The sequence below is a fragment of the Acidovorax sp. M14 genome, from assembly GCF_049331375.1.
In the GTDB taxonomy this organism is placed as follows: Bacteria; Pseudomonadota; Gammaproteobacteria; order Burkholderiales; family Burkholderiaceae_C; genus Acidovorax.
The window spans coordinates 3834066-3854656 of the sequence record NZ_CP186263.1 but is presented as its reverse complement, the minus strand read 5'-3'; the positions used below and the strand labels follow the sequence as shown (position 1 = coordinate 3854656).

Genomic DNA, 20591 nt, shown 5'->3' with positions numbered 1-20591 from the left:
CATCGGGGCACGCCATGTTGCTAACCAAGAAGTCTTCCCATTCCGTGCAGGGCAACAGCTCTGCGTCGCCTTTTGTGCACAGCCTGCGCCGTGGCCTGTCGCAGGCCCTGCCCACCATGGACCGCCGCTCGTTCCTGCGTCGCTCCGGTCTGGGGGTGGGCGTGGGCATCGCCGCGTCCCAGCTCACGCTGGTCAAGAAATCCAACGCCGCCGAAGGTGCCAAGGTTGGCATCGGCGACAGCAAGATTGAAGTGCGCCGCACCGTGTGCACCCACTGCTCGGTGGGTTGCGCCGTGGATGCGGTGGTTGAAAACGGTGTGTGGGTGCGCCAGGAGGCGGTGTTCGACTCGCCCATCAACCTGGGCGCCCACTGCGCAAAGGGCGCGGCCTTGCGTGAGCACGGCCACGGCGAGTACCGCCTGCGTTACCCCATGAAGCTCGTCAACGGCAAGTACGAGCGCATCAGCTGGGACACGGCACTGAACGAGATCACTGCCAAGATGCAGGAGCTGCGCAAGGCCAGCGGCCCTGACAGCGTGTACTTCGTGGGTTCGTCCAAGCACAACAACGAACAGGCCTACCTGCTGCGCAAGTTCGTGAGCTTCTGGGGCACCAACAACTGCGACCACCAGGCGCGCATTTGCCACTCGACCACGGTGGCAGGTGTGGCGAACACCTGGGGCTATGGCGCCATGACCAATTCGTACAACGACATGCAGAACAGCAAGGTCGCTCTGTACATCGGCTCCAACGCGGCCGAGGCCCATCCGGTGTCCATGCTGCACATGCTGCACGCCAAGGAAACCGGCTGCAAGATGATCGTGGTGGACCCGCGCTTCACCCGCACGGCGGCCAAGGCCGACGAGTACGTGCGCATCCGCTCGGGCACCGACATTCCGTTCCTGTTCGGTCTGCTGTACCACATCTTCAAGAACGGCTGGGAAGATAAGAAGTACATCAACGACCGTGTCTATGGCATGGACAAGGTGCGCGACGAAGTGCTGGCCAAGTGGACCCCGGACAAGGTCGAAGAGGCCTGCGGCGTCAAGGAAGACCAGATGTTCAAGGTCGCCAAGATGCTGCACGACAACAACCCCGGCACCATCGTCTGGTGCATGGGGCAGACCCAGCACACCATTGGCAACGCCATGGTGCGTGCGTCGTGCATCCTGCAATTGGCCCTGGGCAACGTCGGCAAGAGCGGCGGCGGCACCAACATCTTCCGTGGCCACGACAACGTGCAGGGCGCGACCGACGTCGGCCCCAACCCCGACTCGCTGCCTGGCTACTACGGCCTGGCCGAGGGCTCTTGGAAGCACTTCGCCAACGTGTGGGGTGTGGACTTCGAGTGGATCAAGAAGCAGTACGCATCGCCCGCGATGATGACCAAGAACGGCATCACCGTGTCGCGCTGGATCGACGGCGTGCTGGAGAACAACGAGCTGATCGATCAGGACTCCAACCTGCGCGGCGTGTTCTTCTGGGGCCATGCACCCAACTCGCAGACCCGTGGCCTCGAAATGAAGCGCGCCATGGACAAGCTCGACCTGCTGGTGGTGGTGGACCCGTATCCATCGGCCACCGCCGCCATGGCCGCCATGCCTGGCAAGGCTGAGGACTTGAACCCCAACCGCGCGGTGTACCTGCTGCCAGCGGCCACGCAGTTCGAGACCAGCGGATCGTGCACCGCCTCCAACCGTTCCATCCAGTGGCGCGAGAAGGTGATCGAGCCGCTGTGGGAGAGCCGCTCCGACCACATGATCATGTACCAGTTCGCGCAAAAGCTCGGCTTTGCCGACGAGCTGTGCAAGAACTACAAGATGCAGAAGGTCAAGGGCATGGACGAGCCCGTGCCCGAGGACATCCTGCGCGAAATCAACAAGTCGGTCTGGACCATTGGCTACACCGGCCAGAGCCCTGAACGCCTGAAGGCCCACATGAAGAACATGCACTTGTTCGATGTGAAGACCCTCAAGGCCAAGGGTGGCAAGGACAAGGAAACCGGCTACGACTTTGGCGGCGACTACTTCGGCTTGCCCTGGCCCTGCTATGGCACGCCCGAGCTCAAGCACCCCGGCTCGCCCAACCTGTACGACACCTCCAAGCATGTGATGGACGGCGGCGGTAACTTCCGCGCCAACTTTGGGGTGGAAAAAGACGGCATCAACCTGCTGGCCGAAGACGGCTCGCATTCGCTGGGCTGCGAGATCACCACGGGCTACCCCGAGTTCGACCACGTGCTACTGAAAAAGCTGGGCTGGTGGGACGACCTGAGCGATGCCGAAAAGGCCAAGGCCGAAGGCAAGAACTGGAAGACCGACCCCACGGGCGCGATCATCCGCGTGGCCATGAAGCATGGCTGCCATCCTTTTGGCAACGCCAAGGCGCGCGCTGTGGTGTGGAACTTCCCCGATGCCATTCCGCAGCACCGCGAGCCCTTGTATGGCACGCGGCCGGACCTCATGGCCAAGTACCCCACCCACGACGACAAGAAGGCCTTCTGGCGCCTGCCCACGCTCTACAAGTCCGTGCAGGAAAAGAACATTGCCGACAAGGTGAGCGAGAAGTTCCCTCTCATCATGAGTTCGGGCCGTCTGGTCGAGTACGAAGGCGGCGGCGAGGAAACTCGCTCCAACCCCTGGCTGGCCGAACTGCAGCAGGAGTCGTTCGTCGAGATCAACCCCAAGACTGCTGCCGACCGGGGCATTCGCAACGGCGAGCGCGTGTGGCTCAGTTCGCCCACGGGCGCGCGTATCAACGTGCAGGCGCTGGTCACCGAGCGCGTGGCACCCGACACGGTGTGGATGCCGTTCCACTTCTCGGGCCGCTGGCAAGGGGCGGACATGCTGGCGTACTACCCCAAGGGTGCAGCCCCTGTGGTGCGCGGTGAGGCCGTCAACACCGCGACGACCTATGGCTACGACAGCGTGACCATGATGCAAGAAACCAAGACCACGATCTGTAACGTGGAACGCGCCTGATCGCGCCACGCAAGGAGACACACATGGCACGAATGAAATTCATCTGCGACGCAGAGCGCTGCATCGAGTGCAACGGCTGCGTGACCGCCTGCAAGAACGAACATGAAGTACCCTGGGGCGTGAACCGCCGCCGCGTGGTCACACTGAACGACGGTGTACCGGGCGAAAAGTCCATCTCGGTGGCCTGCATGCATTGCAGCGATGCACCATGCATGGCGGTTTGCCCCGTCAATTGCTTCTACCGCACCGAAGAGGGTGTGGTGCTGCACGACAAGGACGTGTGCATCGGCTGCGGCTACTGCAGCTATGCCTGCCCCTTCGGTGCACCGCAGTTCCCCGCGTCCGGCACGTTTGGTGTGCGCGGCAAGATGGACAAGTGCACCTTCTGCGCTGGCGGGCCTGAAACCCATGGCAGCCAGGCCGAGTTTGAAAAATACGGCCGCAACCGGCTGGCCGAGGGCAAACTGCCCGCCTGCGCCGAAATGTGCTCCACCAAGGCCCTGCTGGCCGGTGATGGCGATGTGGTGGCGGACATCTTCCGCAACCGCGTGGTGCAGCGTGGCAAGGGTGCCGAGGTGTGGGGCTGGGGCACGGCCTACGGCTCACAACAGGCAGGCCAGCCTGCAGGAGGCAAGTCATGATGCAGCGCACCGTACACCTGACCTTGGCCGTTGCGGTGGCCGCCCTGGCACTCACAGCCTGCGGCGAGAAACCGCAGACTGGCATGGGCATCCGCAGCGATGCTCCTCCTTACGCGGGCACTGGCAGCAACTTCACGCAGCCTGGCTGGAAAGCCGGTGACAAATCCAGCTGGGAAGCGCAATTGAAAGCGCGCCAGCAGTACGGCCAGAACGAATACACCCGCACCCAGGCGAAGTGAGGTCCACCATGAAATACATCGTGTGGTCCATGGCCCTGGTGGCCAGTCTGGCCTGTGGGCTGGCTGGAGCACAGGCGCAGCCAGCTGCGCCAGACGCAGCGGCAGTGGCCCCCTCGGCGCCCGATGCCGTCACCGCGCCCGCTGCCGTGGGCGGCGTGCAAAGCCAGAACATCTTTCAGGTCAAACCCGACGCCAGCGCTGATCCCAAATACGCGGAACAGAGCAACGGCGAACGCATGAAGGTGCAGCCCGGTAACAACGCGCCCATGTGGCGCCAGGTGGGGCAGGGCGTAACGGGCTACAGCAGCCTGCCGGTGACCCAAGCGCCCGAGGCGGGCAACCTGATCCAGCGCTTTGTGCAGTACCCCGGCTCGCGGGTGACCAACGCGGGCGAAGCCTGGCGGCAAGTGCGTAACCACTGGATCATCCCCTATGGTGCGGCGCTGTTTGCCATCGTGTTGCTGGCTTTGGGCATCTTCTACTTTGTGAAAGGCCCGCTGGGGCATGAGCATCCCGACGGCACCGGTCCCCGCCGTATCGAGCGTTTCACCCCGTTCGAGCGCGCGGCCCACTGGGCCAATGCGTTTGCATTCATCGCGTTGGCCATCTCCGGCATCGTGATGGCGTTTGGCAAGTTCTTCCTGTTGCCTATTCTGGGGACCACGCTGTTTGGCTGGTTGACCTATGCGCTCAAGAACGTGCACAACTTTGTGGGCCCGCTGTTTGCTGTGTCGCTGTTGGTGATCATCCTCACCTTCATCAAAGACAACATCGCCAACCGCGCCGACTTTGTCTGGCTGGCCAAGGGCGGCGGCATGCTGGGCAAGGGCAATCACGAGGTGCCCTCACACCGCTTCAATGCGGGCGAGAAGGGCCTGTTCTGGTGGGGCATCACCATCCCCGGCATCTTCGTGGTGGCCACTGGCCTGGTGCTCGACAAACTCATCCCCGGCTTTGGCGACGTGCGTGGCGACATGCAGATCGCCCACATGATCCACGCCACTTTGGCCATCTGGATGATGGCGCTGATCTGTGGTCATATCTACATGGGCACAGTGGGCATGAAGGGTGCCTACAAGGCCATGCGCACCGGCTATGTGAGCGAGGGCTGGGCCAAGGAACACCATGAGCTGTGGTACGACGATGTGCAGGCCGGCAAAATCCCGCGCCAGCGCAGCGCCAGCCAGTCAGCGACTGACGTAACAGCATCTGCGGGCCAGCAGCCCGCCCAAGTATGAGGATCCACTCCATGACGAGATCAAGCATCCGCACCTCTTTGCTGGCGCTGTGCGCGGCAGCCGTATGCACGGTGGCGTCCGCCAAGCTGCCCGCCCCGTCCCCCGAGGCCGCTGCCAAGGCCGCTGAAGCTGCCGCCAAGGCCGCATGGGCCGGCAAGGTGGACAACTACAAGCTGTGCCTGTCGCAAGACAAGGTGGCCGCGCACTACCGCAAGACCACGCCCTCGGCTAAGCCAGCGGCTGCGGGTGGAGCTGCTTGCGCCGATCCCGGCCCCTTCGCCTACACACCGCCAGCCGCCAAACCGGCCGAGGCTGCAGGCGCCCATTCGCCACCAGGCACGGCCAGCAGCCCTCCGAGCACGCAGGTGCCCGCAGCAGCGGCTGCGCCTGCCTCCAAGTCCTGACGCACGCTGTCGCTTCAGGCTACGAGCCGCGTTCCCTTGTGGGGCGCGGCTTTTTTGTGGGCGGTGGTGCGAAGGGTGCCTGACGGGGCCCACATGCCGGGGCACTGTGGCGCAACCACTTCGCAACCTATTCCCTTTCGCCCACCGCTGGCGTGTCGCACTGCGTATATTTGCCCCATGAGTTCTTCATCTGCCCCTTCCGGCTCGTCCATGCCCGCGCTGCCGCGCTTGACGCGGGCCCATGCCCCGCTCACCCATGCGGTGGAGATCGTGAATGAGCTGGGCGAGCGCGAGCAGGTGCAGATCCCGGCCGAGCGTCCGTTGACGATTTATGTGGACAAGCGCGAGCTCGTCACGCTGATGACATTGGGTGCGCAACCGGAGTTGCTGGTGCTGGGCTACTTGCGCAACCAGCGGCTGGTCGAGTCGGTGTACGACATCGAATCCATCACGGTCGACTGGGAGGTGCATGCGGCCGCCGTGCGCACGCGCCACGGTATTGCGCGCATTGAAGAGCGCACGGCCAGCAAGGTCGTCACCACGGGCTGCGGGCAAGGCAGCGTGTTTGGCGGGCTGATGGACGAAGTGGACCGCATTCAGTTGCCCGACGCCCGCCTGACCCAGGGCCAGCTTTACGGCATCGTCAATGCGATTCGCCTCAAGGAGACCACCTACAAGTCGTCCGGCTCGGTCCACGGCTGCGCGTTGTTCCAGGGCGAAGAGTTGCTCACCTTTGTGGAGGATGTCGGACGCCACAACGCCATCGACACCATCGCCGGCTGGATGTGGATGAACCCTGAAAAGCCTGCGTCAGGCAGCCCCGCTGAAGGCTCTGCGCCCGTTCCCATGGCGGGGGCGGACAAGGTGTTCTACACCACGGGCCGCCTCACCAGCGAGATGGTCATCAAGTCCGCGCAGATGGGGGTGCCCATCGTGGTATCCCGCAGCGGCATGACACAGATGGGCCACGCCGTGGCCCAGCAGTTGGGCCTGTGCGCCATCGGGCGCGCCACGAATCGCCGCTTTGTCTGCTATAGCGGTGCGCACCGCCTGGTTCTGCAGCCGGAGCTGGCGCAGGCACCCGTTGTGCCACCCGCGCAGACCGCTGGCCCACGCTGAGGCCCAGAGGTGCTTGGCGTGCACCGCTTGGTGGGGGCGGGACGATAAAAAGCCGGCGTCTGAGCGCCGGCTTTTCGTGGTGGGTAGTCGGGGCTCAGTAGCGACCGCCGCCAAAGCCGCCGTTGCCATAGCCAACGTCCGAGCGCTTGTTGGTGTTGTAACCTGAGGCGCTGTAGCCACCGGCGGCGCCGGTGGTTTCACGGGGACGGGCGAGGTTGACCACGATCGAGCGTCCATCCACAGACATGCCGTGCAGCGCGCTGATGGCCGCCTGGGCCACTTCGGCATTGGCCATTTCCACGAATCCAAAGCCTTTGGAGCGGCCGGTTTCGCGGTCCATCATGACCTTGGCGGAAGACACGCCGCCGAACTCGGCGAAGTTGCTTTCGAGGGTGGCGTCGGTCACGGAGTAGGGCAGGTTGCCCACGTAGATTTTGCTGCTCATAGAAGAGCCTTTCTGAGAGGTGGTGCGCACGAAAAGCGAACCGTGGGGAGACAGCTGCGCGCGCCGGCTGGCCTGGCAACTGAAGGGGTGGATGGGGGTGACTGGTGAAAACGATCTGGCGTTGGCTGATCAATCCATCAGCACACGGGCGGGTGCGCCATGCAGGTCTGGAGCCAGCCCTGGGTGACTGCATAGAGCCGCGCCGCCTCGCGCGAGGCAAAGGCTTTGTCAAAACGGAATACGCGGCAGTAGCTGCCGTTGCCTGCGGCGCGCTGGACCGAGAAGGAGGCGCGAAAGCCGCCGCAGTCGGTAGGGTGTGTCGCGGGCGAAACGACGTACTGGCCCATGGAGATGGCGTTATTGGAAATCTGGTGCATTCGGGAACGCAGACCTGCACAGGTTTGCGTGAGCATCGATGGACTCGGTGGGCTGCAGCTCTTCAGACCCACTGGGCGACAAGCGTCGCCAAAGGCGTCCCGCCTGGGACGTTGAAATCGCGTGGAGGCAGGGGTTGCGATGACAGCTCGCTTCGTGAGCGGTAACTGCAACAAGCCGAATTATGCTCCATGAGTTATTTAATATCAAATCAATATTATTTTTGGTTTTATTTTGCCATTGGGAAGGCCGCTTGCCAGCGGTACGAGCGCCGGGGCAATGGCGCCATGGAGCAGGCTATGGATTGCTCAGCTCAGGGGCTCGCGGAGTGGCGCGCAGCCTCCGAGTTTCGGCTGCGATCATGCGCATCGAGACGTCAACCTGCGATGGCATGATGCGCGCATGAAAGACCTGAACGCCAGCAGCAGCACCTGGGCCGACACGTTACCCAGCCAGTGGGGCCCCGAGTTGGCCCACACAGAGATTGAAGTTCCTTTGGGCCGATCGCCGCAAGACCCGCCGCCATCGCTGGTAGGCAGGGCGGCTCTTGCGCCGGAACGCCTTTCGCTGTGGGGCTGGATGCGCGAGGGATTGCGCGCGGCCTTGTTCCTTGCGCCGCGCACGGGGGCCGCAGCGCCTACGCCCTGGCAATTGCTGGTGCTGTCGCTGATCAGCGCGGCGCTGCTGGTGGGGGCCGCACGGTGGCAGGTGGTGGGCCCTGCGCAGTTCAGCCTGCGGGGTTGGCTTGCACCCATGTGGAGCGGCCTGGTGCTGCTGTGGCTGGCATGGTGGGCCATGGCGCCCGCACAGCGAGCGCCGGCCCTGGCGGGCGAGCCTGGGTCCCTTGGCCCTTTCGGCGGATTGGCGGCCTGGTATGTGCTCTCGGCATGGGCCCCTCTGGGCCCCTTGCTGGTGCTGTATGTGTTGATGGGGATGGCGGTTCACCAGCCGGAGTGGTGGAGCGGCGCGGTGGCCAGCATCGTTTTCTGGGTCGCCTATGGTGTGCTCACTGTGTGGGTGCTGGCCGCCCTGGTGGTTGTGAGTGCACGCTTCATCCGCTCCCGTGTGCGAACCGCGGTGTTTGGGCTGGCGATGGCCGCAGTGGTGGGCGTGGGCATGTGGCAGTTTCAGGACCAGCCCTGGGAGGAGGATGCCCAGGCGCTGGCGGATGCCTCTGCGCAGTCTGCCGACGGTGCACCGCTTCCCGAACCTGCACACCTGGCACTGTCACAGGGCCTGTTTGAAGACCAGCAGCTGCTGTGGCAACAACAGGTGGAGGCCCTGGCGCCCGAGCGCCCCGGGGTGACGGATGTTTACGGGCTGGTGTTTTCCCCGTATGCGGATGAAAACGTGTTCCGCCGCGAAAGCAGCATGGTCAGCACGCTGCTGCAGGAGCGGTTTGACGCCCAGGGGCGGGTGCTGCACCTGCTCAACCATGCGGACACTGCGCAGACCCACCCGTGGGCAACGTCCGAGAACCTGCAGCGCGCCATTGCGGCCCTGGCCGCACGCATGGACCGGGAGCGCGATGTGCTGGTGATCTACATGACCTCGCACGGCGCGCGCAACCATGAGCTGGCGGCGTCGCACTGGCCGCTGGAGGTGCCGCCGGTGACACCCGAGATGCTGCGTGCAGCGCTCGATGAGGCGGGTATCCGCAACCGGGTGATCGCGGTGTCTGCATGCTTCTCCGGGGGCTGGATCGAACCGCTGGCCACGGACAGCACCCTGATCATGACCGCGGCCGATGCCACCCACACCTCGTATGGCTGCGGCAGGTTGTCGGAGCTGACCTTTTTTGGCCGCGCGGTGTTCCATGAACAACTGCGCCAGACCCATTCTTTTACCGAGGCATTTGCCAAAGCGGTTCCGCTGATCCAGCAGCGCGAGGTCGAGGCCGGAAAAGCCGATGGCTTCTCGAACCCGCAGATCCGCGTGGGCCCGAAGATCACCCCGGTGTTGCAGGCCCTGGAGCAACGGCTGCAGGCGCTGGAGACCAACGCCACCAACGAAATCCCCGCCGTGGCAGGGGGCAGCGCAGAACCGGCGCTGTCGCCGGCTGCGGCGACCGCGCCCGCTGCCACCCCCACCGCGCGGCCGTGAAGGTTGGCCTTGATCCGGCACTAACACCCCACAGACCGCCAGCCCGTTGGCTTTGCGCTAAGGTCCGCCCATGAACCTGTCTTTTTTGCGCCTTGGCTGGCGCACCCTGGCCCGGGACCTGCGTGCGGGCGAGTTGCGCCTGCTGATCGTGGCCGTCACCCTGGCCGTAGCCGCGCTCACATCGGTGGGGTTTTTTGCGGATCGCCTGCAAGGCGGTCTGCAGCGCGATGCCCTGCAGCTACTGGGGGGCGATGCGGTGGTGGCCAGCGACAATCCGACGCCAGCCGCTTTTGTGGAGCGCGCCAAGGCGCTCGGGCTCCAGTCTGTGACCACGCTGGGCTTTCCGACCATGGGCCGCGCGAGCGATGCGCAGGGTGGCGCCAGCAAGCTGGTGGCGCTCAAGAGTGTGCAGCCGGGCTACCCGCTGCGCGGCAGCCTCACGGTGGCGGATGCTCCTGGCGCGCTGGAGCAGCCGACGCGCGACATCCCGGCGCCCGGCGAGGTGTGGGTGGATGCGCCGCTGCTCGAATCGCTGAACCTTGCCATGGGCGACAAGCTGTTGCTCGGCGATGCACAGCTGCGCATTGCGCGCATCATCGTCATCGAGCCGGACCGGGGCGCGGGCTTCATGAGCTTTGCGCCGCGGGTGATGGTCAACGAACGTGACCTGCCCGCCACGGGCCTGGTGCAGCCAGCCAGCCGCCTGACGTATCGCTTTGCCGTCATCGGCCCGGCGCCTGCCATCCAGGCGTTCAACGAGTGGGCAGTGGCCGAAGCCAAAAAACCCGAAGTGCATGGCGTGCGCGTGGAGTCGCTGGAAAGCGGCCGCCCCGAAATGCGCCAGACGCTGGACCGCGCCCAGAAATTCCTGAGCCTGGTGGCGCTGCTGGCTGCGTTGCTCTCGGCCGTGGCCGTGGCGCTGGCCGCGCGCGGGTTTGCGGCCGAGCACCTCGACGCCTCGGCCATGTTGCGCGTGCTGGGGCAGAGCCAGCGCACCATTGCGGGGGCCTACACCACCGAGTTCGCGCTCATTGGCCTGTTTGCCAGCTCGCTGGGTGTTGCGCTGGGCTACGTGGTGCATTACGCCTTTGTGCTGCTGCTGGCGGGCCTCGTGGAGTCGGCGTTGCCGCCGCCCAGCCTGTGGCCGGTGGTGTTTGGTCTGGGCATGGGGCTCACGTTGCTGTTCGCGTTTGGCCTGCCGCCGGTGCTGCAACTGGCGCAGGTGCCACCGCTGAGGGTGATCCGGCGCGATGTGGGCGGACTCAAGCCTGCCTCGCTGGCGGTGCTGGGAGTCGGCATAGCGGGCTTTGCGGCGCTGTTGCTGGCGGTCAGCAGCGACATCAAGCTGGGGCTGATTGCCGTGGGTGGCTTCGCGGGCGCGGTGGCGCTGTTTGCGGGGTTGTCTTGGGTGGCAGTCAAGCTGTTGCGCAAGAGTGTGAACGAGGCCACGGCCCCGCGCTGGCTGGTGCTGGCCACGCGGCAGATCTCTGCACGCCCGGCCTATGCCGTGGTGCAGGTCAGCAGCCTGGCCGTGGGCTTGCTGGCCCTGGTGCTGCTGGTGCTGCTGCGCACCGACCTCATCAGCAGCTGGCGCAAGGCGACGCCGCCCGACGCGCCCAATCGCTTTGTCATCAACGTGATGCCCGACCAGTCCGAGGCGTTTCAGCAAACGCTCAAGGACAGTGGCGTGGCGCGCTACGACTGGTACCCCATGATCCGGGGGCGCCTGGTGGCCGTGAACGGCAAGCCGGTGGGCCCCGACAACTACACCGACGACCGCGCCAAGCGCCTGGTGGACCGTGAATTCAACCTCTCCAATGCCGTGGAGGCGCCGCCGCACAACCAGGTGGTGGCCGGACGCTGGACGCCGGGTGAGGAGGGCGCCATCAGTGTGGAAGAAGGTATTGCCCAAACTTTGGGCCTGCAGTTGGGGGACCGCTTGCAGTTCGATATGGGCGGTGTACAGGACGAGGCCCGCATCACCAGCCTCCGCAAGGTGGACTGGGGCTCCATGCGAGCCAACTTCTTTGTGATGTACCCGGTGGCAGAGGTCAAGGACGTTCCGGTGACCTACCTGGCCGCCTACCGCGCCCCCGAAACCCACGGTTTCGACAACGCACTGGTACGCCAGTTTCCCAACATCACCAATGTGGACATGGGCGCCACCATTGCCCAGGTGCAGCGGGTGCTGGAGCAGGTGATCCGGGCGGTGGAGTTTCTGTTTGCCTTCACGCTCGCGGCCGGGCTGGTGGTGCTGTTTGCCGCCGTCACCGCCACCCGCGAGGAGCGCGCACGGGAGTACGCCATCATGCGGGCCGTGGGTGCCCGGGCCAGCCTGCTGCGCCAGGTGCAGCGGGCCGAACTGGTGGGCGTGGGTCTGCTGGCGGGCTTTCTGGCCAGTGCCGTGGCCGTGGGCGTGGGCTGGGCACTGGCCCGCTACGTTTTTGACTTCACCTGGACCGCCGCTCCCTGGGTGCCGCTGGCGGGGGCGCTGGCAGGGGCGGTGCTGGCGTTGGCTGCGGGCTGGTGGGGCTTGCGCGAGGTGCTGCTGCGCCCTGTGGTGGATACGCTACGGCGCGCCGCTGAATAGCGCGCTGGCACACAGGTCCAGTTCACTGCCTGGACAGGCGGTGGGTGTCATGGGGTGGCTTCTTCCGCGCTCGGTGGCAGACCTGTTCTTTGGGTGTTTGTCCGGCCCGCCGTCCTGACAATGCCCTGCCGACCACGCAACGCCCGCACGCGGAGCAAGGGGTTGCAGCACGTTGCCCCGCAGGGGTGATATTTGTGTAAAACGGGCGATGGTGCTGGTTGAATATGCACTTTTAGCTATCGAATATGTAGCATTTGCATGTTAGTCCACTGATCGCGCATACCGCATTTTTGTGGCTCCGGGCCCGAAAAATCGCTTTTTGGGCCACCGGTGCGACAATAGAGGGCTAAATGACAAGTTCCTTTTCCAATCTATCGCTGGCTGAGCCGCTGGCGCGCGCCGTAGCCGAAATGGGCTACGAGTCCATGACGCCCATCCAGGCGCAGGCCATCCCGGTGGTGCTCACCGGCCAGGACGTGATGGGCGCCGCCCAGACCGGCACCGGCAAAACGGCGGCCTTCTCGCTGCCCCTGCTGCAGCGTCTGCTCAAGCACGAGAACAGCTCCACATCCCCTGCGCGCCATCCTGTGCGCGCCCTGGTGCTGCTGCCCACCCGCGAGTTGGCGGACCAGGTGGCTCAGCAGATCGCCCTGTACGCCAAGCACACCAAGCTGCGCAGCACCGTGGTGTTTGGCGGCATGGACATGAAGCCCCAGACCATCGAACTGAAAAAGGGCGTCGAGGTGCTGGTGGCCACCCCCGGCCGCCTGCTCGACCACATCGAGGCGAAGAATGCGGTGCTCAACCAGGTCGAGTACGTGGTGCTCGACGAGGCCGACCGCATGCTGGACATCGGCTTTTTGCCCGACCTGCAGCGCATCCTGAGCTACCTGCCCAAGCAGCGCACCACGCTACTGTTCAGCGCCACTTTCTCGCCCGAGATCAAGCGCCTGGCCAGCAGCTACCTGCAAAACCCCATCACCATCGAGGTGGCCCGCCCGAACGAAACGGCCTCCACCGTGGAACAGCGCTTCTACAGCGCTAACGACGATGACAAGCGCCGCGCCATCCACCAAGTGCTCAAGACCCGTGGCATCAAGCAGGCGTTCATCTTCGTGAACAGCAAGCTCGGTTGCGCCCGTTTGGCGCGCAGCCTGGAGCGCGAGGGCCTCAAGACAGCCGCGCTGCATGGCGACAAGAGCCAGGACGAGCGTCTGAAGGCGCTGGAAGCCTTCAAAAAGGGCGAAGTCGATCTGCTGGTGTGTACCGATGTGGCTGCGCGCGGCCTGGACATCAAGGACGTGCCTGCGGTGTTCAACTTCGACGTGCCGTTCAACGCCGAAGACTATGTGCACCGCATCGGCCGCACGGGCCGTGCGGGCGCGTCGGGTTTGGCGGTTACGCTGGTGTCGGGCAGCGATGCCCGCCTGGTGGCCGACATCGAGAAGCTGATCAAGAAAAAGATCGATCTCGAAGCCATTGAGTACGAAGAAGACCGCCCCCGTGGTCGCATCAATGATGGCCGCCGCGCATGGCGCGAATCGGGCGAGGCCGGAGACCCGCGCGACGTGATTCCCGCCGCCGTGCGCGAACGCAACGAGCGCCGCGAGCCGCGTGAACACCACCGAGGCTTCCGCCCAGCGGTCGCATCGCGTGACCCCTTCTTTGAAAAGCCTTACGAACCCAGCAATGCGGATACCGCCCCCGCCTGGGAGGCCGCAGCCAAGTCGCCCGCGCGCAGCAGCATTTCGGCCAATATCAAACCCAAGCGCAAAGTGGCCGCCTTGTTCAAGGCTGTGCAGCCAGAAACCTCCACGCAATAAGCGCAAGCGCTCTCTTTGCGCTGACTGCGGTCTTGACTGTCCCGGGTTTGTTTTCCGCCCGGGCCTCTCATCTCCCTGGCGCCTGCTCTCTCTAGCCCGGCTGCAGCGCCTGTTCGCAGTGCACCTGCAGCAGTTCGCGGTCAGCCAGCGTCTTGCCAAAACGCACGGCGCTTAGGCAGCCTCCCCACACACAGCCGGTGTCCAGGCCCAGCAGGTCGCTGCGGTTGAGCCAGCCCAGCGTGGACCAGTGGCCAAAGGCCATCAAATTGCCAGCAGTGCGCCGGCCCGGCACGTCAAACCAGGGCATCAGGCCCTCCGGGGCCGCGCTGGCGCTCTCGGTGCTTTCAAAATCCATCACCCCACCCGATGAGCAAAAGCGCATGCGTGTCAATGCGTTGACGATCACACGCAGCCGGTCCGTGCCGGTGAGTGCGTCATCCCAGTGATCGGGCGTGTTGCCGTACATGGCGTGCAGAAAGGCGGGCAAATCCGGGCTGCGCAGCACATCCTGCACCTCCTGCGCGCGCGCCAGCGTGTCTGCGGCGCTCCAGGCAGGGACCACGCCTGCATGCACCATCAGCAGGGTCTGACCGGAATGCTCGTGGGACCGCGCCAAGGGTTGATGACGCAGCCATTCGAGCAAAGCGCTGCGGTCCGGGGCGTCGAGTACCGAGGCCAAGGTATCGCGGCGCGACGGCTTGCGTGCGCCATGTGCGGCAGCGAGCAAGTGCAGGTCGTGGTTGCCCAGCAGGCAGCGGATGGCATCCCCCTGCTGCATGCAGCGGCGCAACACGGCGGCGGAGTCGGGGCCGCGGTTGACGAGGTCCCCGAGCAGGTACACCGTGTCCCGGCTGGCAGAAAAGCCGATGGTGTCCAGCAGGCGCCCCAGAGCGCTGTCGCAGCCCTGGATGTCGCCGATACAGTAAATAGCCATGATGGTTTGGGGTCGTAAAGGGTGTGGAGTGAAGCCTTGATTTTCTGCTGAGGCGCAATGGGCTTCGCGCGAGGCTTTTCACGTGGAGCACTGCCCCTCACTGCGCAGTGGGTGTTGGGGAGCGTGGGTTGCCTGGATGGGCGCAGGCGTGTCTGCTAACCCAGGGTGTGCCAGCATATTCAGACCCTTGCCCGAGGGAGATAGCGCACGACATTACATCGCAGCCGCATTTTGATGGCAGAAGCTGCGCGTTTATCTGCCGTAGACGAAAAGAGGATGTGTATGGGCTGGATATTTCAAGCGCTGGGGGTGTAGGCCAGCGCATTGACCTGTATGGGTGCAGATCCGAAGTGCTCTTTGAAGTTTTTACGGGGCTTTGCGCCAGGAGATAGCTTTCTGATAAATATGCAGGCCACATTTCTGTGGTTTCTTAATGCAGAATTTTTACCGCGGCATGTGACATGCCTCCTGTTATTCATATAATCGCCAAGTCTCCAACCCTAATTCCTTATTCAGACACCATGACCAGCTACAAAGAACTTTTGAAGCAGCGTGAAGCCCTTGAGCAACAAATCAGCGAAGCCCGTCGCCGGGAATTGGCGGATGCTGTGTCCCAAGTGCGCTCTCTGGTGGCCGAATATGGCTTGACTGCCCAGGACGTGTTTCCAGCCGGCAAAGCTGCTGGCAAGACCGGCCGTAGCTCCACGGCGGGCACCAAGGTGGCTCCCAAGTACCGCGACCCAGCCACTGGCCAGACATGGACGGGCCGTGGCAAGGCGCCCAAGTGGATTCAGAACGAAAACCGCGAAAAATTCGCCATTTGAGAATCTGCACCCCCTGTGCCCAAAAATAGCCCGCTACTGCGGGCTATTTTTTTGGCGTGGCATGGTTGGAGGTTTTGGGGCATGGCTATCGCGTCCCTTCCGGCATCTAGAGTACCGGTACATCCCACAGCCGCCAAAAATCCGCATGCTGCTCCTATTGGAGGGTTATCTCGATGCAGACCGGGCAGGCCTCAAGCTGACCATCGCGCCAAACAAGTGTCGGCGTGTTGTCGGCACTCGGGCGCTCGGTGGTCAATCCGCAGCATATTGCTGTGCCATCTCCCGCAGTACCTGCGCGGTAAATGCATCGGCCGGGAAAAATGATTCCACGGCCAGTTCCTGCAAGGTCACATCCACCGGGGTGCCGAATATGGTCGTGGTGCTGATGAGGGACAACATGCCATGCACGCTTTCAAAACAAAACGGCATCACGACCCCCAACATTTCTCCGGCCATGACGAGCGGGGGCGATTCCTCGGGTGCGGGGTATTCGAGCAGCTCTGCCTGCAGGGCCAACAAGGCGGGGTCGGCCGTGGCATGGATCTGCTGTCGCAGGCGCTCGAAGAGGTGGTGGCGCCATTGCGCCAGATTGGCGATGCGTGAGGCCAGTCCGTCGGGGTGCAGGCTCAGGCGGAATACGTTGACAGGGGGCGCGAGCAGTTCGGGGCTGACATGTGCAGCCAGCAGGGCTTGTGCAGCGCGGTTGGCGGCCACCACGTTCCAGCAGCGGTCCAGTGCGATGGCGGGGCAGGGTTCGTGGCCCCTGAGGACCAATTCCACCGCCTGGCGCGCGGCGGCCAGTGCCGGGTCGTCCAGCGCGCGCTCGCGGTACATGGGGGCGTAGCCAGCCGCCACCAGCAGTGCGTTGCGCTCGCGCAGCGGGATGGCCAGGCGCTCGCACAGGCGTAGCACCATGTCGCGACTGGGGTTGGTGCGGCCGGTCTCCATGAAGCTCACGTGCCGCGTGGAGATGTCCGCCTCGTCGGCCAGCTCCAGCTGGCTCAGGTGCCGCTGCTGACGCCAGGTGCGCAAATGGTCCCCAAAACTGGCGGGCCCAGGTGCTGCAGCGCGGTGCGGCAGCGGATGGCGCGGGGTGCGGCGGGAGGGCGTGGAAGGTGTGGACGTCATGCCCAGCATCCTAGGCCCAAGCTGCGCACAGGCCATTACCTGGCACGTTATCGACGCCATGCGCCTTGGCGGCAACGATGCAGCCTTCTTCACCCCTCCAAGGAGCTTGTCATGTTCAACCTGCTGTCTTCCCCCGCCTTCTTGCGTGCCCTGGTCTGGTTCGATGCGTCCACCGGGCTGCTGCTGGGCGCTTTGCATTTGCTGCTGACGGCGTCATTGGCCGAATGGCTGGGGCTGCCGTCCGGCCTGCTGGTGGTGTCGGGCGTCTTGCTGCTGGGCTACGCCGCGCTGGCCACCCGCATTGCCCGTGCGCACACCATGCCGCGTGGCAACCTGTGGGTGCTGATCGTTGCCAATTTCGGGTGGGCGCTGGCCAGCCTGGCGCTGCTGCTGGGCAATGCCGTCGCACCCACATTCCTGGGCCAGGCCTACCTAGTGGTGCATGTGGTTTCGGTGGCAGTCATTGCCGAGCTGCAGTGGATGGGGGTGCGCCGCCTGCCCGCATGGGCGGTAGCCTAGTGGGTGGTTGCTATAAATTTAATAGCTATCAGGGTATGTTCATGTAGCGCTTGGGCGACTTTTTCCTTGAAAAGGTGGGTAACGCGTCGCCTAAGCCCTTCCGATGGGTCTGTGGGCACGGGGGCACATACCCCCAGCGATTGCACCGTCATGGGGGACTGCCAGAATAGGCGCTGTCGCCTTTTCATCAAGGAGTTCGCCATGGCCTCATCGCCCAAGCCGCCAGCCACCCCATCGTCCCGGCCCGCCCGCCACGCCTTTGCCAACACGCTCAAGGGCTTCAAGACCGCATCGGGCAAGGAGGGCAAGTTCTACTCCCTGCCCGCGCTGGCCCAGCAGTTCCCGCAGATCCAGCGCTTGCCGGTGTCGATCCGCATCGTGCTCGAATCGGTGCTGCGCAACTGCGATGGCCGCAAGGTGACGCCAGAGCATGTGGAGCAACTGGCCCGCTGGGCGCCCAATGCCGAGCGCAAGGACGAGATCCCCTTCGTTGTCTCTCGCGTAGTCCTGCAGGATTTCACCGGCGTGCCGCTGCTCGCCGACCTGGCCGCCATGCGCAGCGTGGCCGCCAAGCTGGGCAAGAACCCCAGGAAGATCGAACCCCTGGTGCCGGTGGACCTGGTGGTGGACCACTCCATCATGGTGGACCACTACGGCAAGAAGAATTCGCTCGACCTGAACATGAAGCTCGAATTCCAGCGCAACCGCGAGCGCTACGAGTTCATGAAATGGGGCATGCAGGCCTTTGACACCTTTGGTGTGGTGCCCCCAGGCTTTGGCATCGTGCACCAGGTCAACCTGGAGTATCTGGCGCGCGGCGTGCACAAGCGCAAAGACGGCGTCTACTACCCCGACACCCTGGTGGGCACTGACAGCCACACCACCATGATCAACGGCATTGGCGTGGTGGGCTGGGGCGTGGGCGGCATCGAGGCCGAGGCCGCCATGCTGGGCCAGCCCGTGTACTTCCTCACCCCCGATGTGGTGGGCTTTGAGATGACGGGCCAGCTGCGCGAGGGCGTGACCGCCACCGACCTGGTGCTGACGGTGACCGAGCTGTTGCGCCAGCACAAGGTGGTGGGCAAGTTTGTGGAGTTTTTCGGTGAAGGCACGCGCACCCTGGCGTTGCCCGACCGCGCCACCATCGGCAACATGGCGCCCGAATACGGCGCCACCATGGGCTTCTTCCCGGTCGATGAAAAGACCATCGACTACTTCAAGGGCACGGGCCGCACCAAGGGCGAAATCGAAGCCTTTGAGGCCTACTTCAAGGCCCAGGGCCTGTTTGGCGTGCCCCTGGCCGGCGAGGTGGACTACTCGCAGGTCGTGACGCTGGACCTGGGCAGCGTGACGCCCAGTTTGGCGGGCCCCAAGCGTCCCCAGGACCGCATCGAACTGGGCAAGGTCAGCAGCCAGTTTGCCGACCTGTTCAGCAAGCCCAATGCGCAAAACGGCTTCAACCGCCCGGCGGAGCTGTTGCACACGCGGTTCCACATCCACCGCGCTGCAGAGGTGGTGACTGATGTGACCCCCGACGGCAAGCCCACACCTGCCGGTGCGCCGCGTTCGGTGGTGGAGATGGAGGCCAACAAACCCGCGCTGGCCACGGCCCGCGACCACGCCCAGGCCACCACGCTGCCCAGCAAGGGGGCCGATCCCACGGTGGGCAACGGCGATGTGCTGATTGCCGCTATCACCAGCTGCACCAACACCAGCAACCCCAGCGTGCTGCTGGCTGCAGGCCTGCTGGCCAAGAAGGCGGTGGAGGCGGGGCTCAAGGTGCAGCCGCACATCAAGACCTCGCTGGCCCCCGGCTCGCGCATCGTGACCGAATACCTCACGCAGACCGGCTTGCTGCCCTACCTGGAAAAGCTGGGCTTCGCGCTGGCCGGTTATGGCTGCACCACCTGCATCGGCAACGCGGGCGACCTCACGCCCGAGCTGAACGAGGTCATCACCAGCAACGACCTGGTGTGCGCGGCCGTGCTCTCGGGCAACCGCAACTTCGAGGCGCGCATCCATCCCAACCTCAAGGCCAACTTCCTGGCCAGTCCACCGCTGGTGGTGGCTTACGCCATTGCGGGCACGGTGCTCAAGGACCTGATGACCGAGCCCGTGGGCAAAGGCAAGGGCGGGCGTGATGTGTACCTGGGTGACATCTGGCCCACCAGCGACGAAGTGCATGCGCTGCTGAAGTTCGCCATGAACGGCAAGGCCTTCCGCGAGAACTATGCCAAGGTGGCCACCGACCCCGGTGCGCTGTGGGAGAAGATCAAGGGCGTGAGCGGCACGGCCTACACCTGGCCCGCCAGCACCTACATTGCCGAGCCGCCGTTTTTTGCCCAGTTTGCGCTCGACCAGGGCGCGGCGGCCGCGTCGGCGGTGCATGGTGCGCGCATCATGGCGCTGTTTGGCGACTCCATCACCACCGACCACATCTCGCCTGCGGGTTCCATCAAGGAGAGTTCGCCCGCAGGACAGTGGCTGCTGCAGCACGGCGTGCAAAAGGCAGACTTCAACAGCTACGGTGCCCGCCGTGGCAACCATGATGTGATGGTGCGTGGCACCTTTGCCAACGTGCGCATCAAGAACCTGATGATCCCACCCACCGCTGATGGCTCGCGCGAGGAGGGTGGCGTCACGGTGTTCCAGAACGAGGGCGCGCTGCAGGGCGAGAAGATGTTCATCTTCGACGCCGCCATGCAGTACATGGCCCAGGGCACGCCCACCGTGATTTTTGCGGGGGAAGAGTACGGCACCGGCTCCAGCCGCGACTGGGCCGCCAAGGGCACCCAGCTGCTCGGCATCAAGGCCGTGGTGGCGCGCAGCTTCGAGCGCATCCACCGCTCCAACCTGGTGGGCATGGGGGTGCTGCCGCTGCAGTTCAAGGCGGGCGATTCGTGGGAAACGCTGGGCCTGACGGGTAACGAGGTGATCGACGTGGTGCCCGACGCCGCACTCACGCCGCAAAGCGATGCGCGCCTGGTCATCCACCGTGCCGACGGCACGCGCCAGGAAGTGACGGTGACCCTGCGCATCGACACCCCCATCGAGGTGGACTACTACCAGGCCGGGGGCATCCTGCCCTTTGTGCTGCGCCAGTTGCTGGAGGGGTGAAAAGGGGGGGCGCCGCGCCCCTCGCTGATGCGTGCGCGCAACGCCGGGGCGTGGTGCTGTCCTGCGCTGTCTGGAACGGGGCTTCGGCCCCGTTTTTCATGGGGCGAGCGC

The 20591-nt window shown here is 64.6% G+C and carries 16 protein-coding genes; 12 read left to right on the top strand and 4 right to left on the bottom strand.

The features are described 5' to 3' along the window. Positions 1-14 precede the first annotated feature (14 nt). From ACOYR4_RS17945 to ACOYR4_RS17920, 6 genes are all read left to right on the top strand, one after another. The gene (locus ACOYR4_RS17945) at positions 15-2981 is read left to right on the top strand and encodes a formate dehydrogenase subunit alpha (RefSeq protein WP_422847529.1); all 2967 of its coding nucleotides are present in this window, start codon (positions 15-17) and stop codon (positions 2979-2981) included. Between the two features lie 23 nt (positions 2982-3004). Next, positions 3005-3622, top strand: coding sequence for a formate dehydrogenase FDH3 subunit beta (gene fdh3B, locus ACOYR4_RS17940; protein WP_015015427.1), 618 nt, complete (start codon positions 3005-3007; stop codon positions 3620-3622). Next, the gene (locus ACOYR4_RS17935) at positions 3619-3861 is read left to right on the top strand and encodes a hypothetical protein (protein ID WP_422847528.1); all 243 of its coding nucleotides are present in this window, start codon (positions 3619-3621) and stop codon (positions 3859-3861) included. Before fdh3B ends, ACOYR4_RS17935 begins: the two co-directional genes overlap by 4 nt. An 8-nt stretch (positions 3862-3869) precedes the next feature. Beyond that, positions 3870-5099, top strand: a complete 1230-nt coding sequence (locus ACOYR4_RS17930; protein ID WP_422847527.1) for a formate dehydrogenase subunit gamma — start codon at positions 3870-3872, stop codon at positions 5097-5099. 11 nt (positions 5100-5110) lie between these two features. Continuing rightward, complete coding sequence (locus ACOYR4_RS17925; RefSeq protein ID WP_291447355.1) at positions 5111-5503, top strand: hypothetical protein; 393 nt, start codon at positions 5111-5113, stop codon at positions 5501-5503. 177 nt (positions 5504-5680) lie between these two features. Next, positions 5681-6622: a formate dehydrogenase accessory sulfurtransferase FdhD gene (locus tag ACOYR4_RS17920; protein ID WP_422847526.1), complete on the top strand. Its 942-nt coding sequence runs from the start codon at positions 5681-5683 to the stop codon at positions 6620-6622. 94 nt (positions 6623-6716) lie between these two features. Here the strand turns inward: ACOYR4_RS17920 and ACOYR4_RS17915 are convergent, their stop codons facing one another. Then, the gene (locus ACOYR4_RS17915) at positions 6717-7067 is read right to left on the bottom strand and encodes an RNA recognition motif domain-containing protein (RefSeq protein WP_422847525.1); all 351 of its coding nucleotides are present in this window, start codon (positions 7065-7067) and stop codon (positions 6717-6719) included. Between the two features lie 137 nt (positions 7068-7204). Then, the gene (locus ACOYR4_RS17910) at positions 7205-7444 is read right to left on the bottom strand and encodes a hypothetical protein (RefSeq protein ID WP_422847524.1); all 240 of its coding nucleotides are present in this window, start codon (positions 7442-7444) and stop codon (positions 7205-7207) included. Positions 7445-7844: 400 nt separating this feature from the next. Here ACOYR4_RS17910 and ACOYR4_RS17905 point away from each other — a divergent pair, with 400 nt between their 5' ends. The 3 genes from ACOYR4_RS17905 to ACOYR4_RS17895 all read left to right on the top strand — a co-directional run bounded on the left by ACOYR4_RS17905 (position 7845) and on the right by ACOYR4_RS17895 (position 13958). Then, complete coding sequence (locus ACOYR4_RS17905) at positions 7845-9545, top strand: C13 family peptidase (RefSeq protein WP_422847523.1); 1701 nt, start codon at positions 7845-7847, stop codon at positions 9543-9545. A 70-nt stretch (positions 9546-9615) separates the two neighbouring features. Further along, positions 9616-12135 (top strand): ABC transporter permease, encoded by a 2520-nt coding sequence (locus ACOYR4_RS17900; protein WP_422847522.1) that lies wholly within the window; start codon positions 9616-9618, stop codon positions 12133-12135. Positions 12136-12485: 350 nt separating this feature from the next. Beyond that, positions 12486-13958, top strand: a complete 1473-nt coding sequence (locus ACOYR4_RS17895; protein WP_060986511.1) for a DEAD/DEAH box helicase — start codon at positions 12486-12488, stop codon at positions 13956-13958. Positions 13959-14049: 91 nt separating this feature from the next. Here ACOYR4_RS17895 and ACOYR4_RS17890 read toward each other — a convergent pair whose 3' ends face one another. Next, positions 14050-14892 carry a symmetrical bis(5'-nucleosyl)-tetraphosphatase gene (locus tag ACOYR4_RS17890; protein WP_422847521.1) on the bottom strand — a complete coding sequence of 281 codons (843 nt, stop codon included), beginning with the start codon at positions 14890-14892 and terminating at the stop codon, positions 14050-14052. A 521-nt stretch (positions 14893-15413) separates the two neighbouring features. Between ACOYR4_RS17890 and ACOYR4_RS17885 the strand changes: the two genes are divergently transcribed. Continuing rightward, the gene (locus ACOYR4_RS17885; RefSeq protein ID WP_015015416.1) at positions 15414-15716 is read left to right on the top strand and encodes an H-NS histone family protein; all 303 of its coding nucleotides are present in this window, start codon (positions 15414-15416) and stop codon (positions 15714-15716) included. 252 nt (positions 15717-15968) lie between these two features. Here the strand turns inward: ACOYR4_RS17885 and ACOYR4_RS17880 are convergent, their stop codons facing one another. Next, on the bottom strand, positions 15969-16844 hold the full coding sequence (locus tag ACOYR4_RS17880) for a helix-turn-helix domain-containing protein (protein WP_422847520.1): 876 nt from the start codon (positions 16842-16844) through the stop codon (positions 15969-15971). 111 nt (positions 16845-16955) lie between these two features. On the opposite strand from ACOYR4_RS17880, the gene ACOYR4_RS17875 reads away from it, so the two are divergent. Further along, positions 16956-17363 (top strand): hypothetical protein, encoded by a 408-nt coding sequence (locus ACOYR4_RS17875; RefSeq protein ID WP_422847519.1) that lies wholly within the window; start codon positions 16956-16958, stop codon positions 17361-17363. Positions 17364-17564: 201 nt separating this feature from the next. After that, positions 17565-20480, top strand: coding sequence for an aconitate hydratase (locus tag ACOYR4_RS17870; RefSeq protein ID WP_422847518.1), 2916 nt, complete (start codon positions 17565-17567; stop codon positions 20478-20480). Positions 20481-20591 lie beyond the last annotated feature (111 nt).

What these genes read in the sequence shown, in the direction of transcription:
- ACOYR4_RS17945 (WP_422847529.1), top strand. Translation starts at nt 15, where the DNA reads ATGTTGCTAACCAAGAAGTCTTCCCATTCCGTGCAGGGCAACAGCTCT.
- fdh3B (WP_015015427.1), top strand. Translation starts at nt 3,005, where the DNA reads ATGGCACGAATGAAATTCATCTGCGACGCAGAGCGCTGCATCGAGTGC.
- ACOYR4_RS17935 (WP_422847528.1), top strand. Translation starts at nt 3,619, where the DNA reads ATGATGCAGCGCACCGTACACCTGACCTTGGCCGTTGCGGTGGCCGCC.
- ACOYR4_RS17930 (WP_422847527.1), top strand. Translation starts at nt 3,870, where the DNA reads ATGAAATACATCGTGTGGTCCATGGCCCTGGTGGCCAGTCTGGCCTGT.
- ACOYR4_RS17925 (WP_291447355.1), top strand. Translation starts at nt 5,111, where the DNA reads ATGACGAGATCAAGCATCCGCACCTCTTTGCTGGCGCTGTGCGCGGCA.
- ACOYR4_RS17920 (WP_422847526.1), top strand. Translation starts at nt 5,681, where the DNA reads ATGAGTTCTTCATCTGCCCCTTCCGGCTCGTCCATGCCCGCGCTGCCG.
- ACOYR4_RS17915 (WP_422847525.1), bottom strand. Translation starts at nt 7,067, where the DNA reads ATGAGCAGCAAAATCTACGTGGGCAACCTGCCCTACTCCGTGACCGAC.
- ACOYR4_RS17910 (WP_422847524.1), bottom strand. Translation starts at nt 7,444, where the DNA reads ATGCACCAGATTTCCAATAACGCCATCTCCATGGGCCAGTACGTCGTT.
- ACOYR4_RS17905 (WP_422847523.1), top strand. Translation starts at nt 7,845, where the DNA reads ATGAAAGACCTGAACGCCAGCAGCAGCACCTGGGCCGACACGTTACCC.
- ACOYR4_RS17900 (WP_422847522.1), top strand. Translation starts at nt 9,616, where the DNA reads ATGAACCTGTCTTTTTTGCGCCTTGGCTGGCGCACCCTGGCCCGGGAC.
- ACOYR4_RS17895 (WP_060986511.1), top strand. Translation starts at nt 12,486, where the DNA reads ATGACAAGTTCCTTTTCCAATCTATCGCTGGCTGAGCCGCTGGCGCGC.
- ACOYR4_RS17890 (WP_422847521.1), bottom strand. Translation starts at nt 14,892, where the DNA reads ATGGCTATTTACTGTATCGGCGACATCCAGGGCTGCGACAGCGCTCTG.
- ACOYR4_RS17885 (WP_015015416.1), top strand. Translation starts at nt 15,414, where the DNA reads ATGACCAGCTACAAAGAACTTTTGAAGCAGCGTGAAGCCCTTGAGCAA.
- ACOYR4_RS17880 (WP_422847520.1), bottom strand. Translation starts at nt 16,844, where the DNA reads ATGACGTCCACACCTTCCACGCCCTCCCGCCGCACCCCGCGCCATCCG.
- ACOYR4_RS17875 (WP_422847519.1), top strand. Translation starts at nt 16,956, where the DNA reads ATGTTCAACCTGCTGTCTTCCCCCGCCTTCTTGCGTGCCCTGGTCTGG.
- ACOYR4_RS17870 (WP_422847518.1), top strand. Translation starts at nt 17,565, where the DNA reads ATGGCCTCATCGCCCAAGCCGCCAGCCACCCCATCGTCCCGGCCCGCC.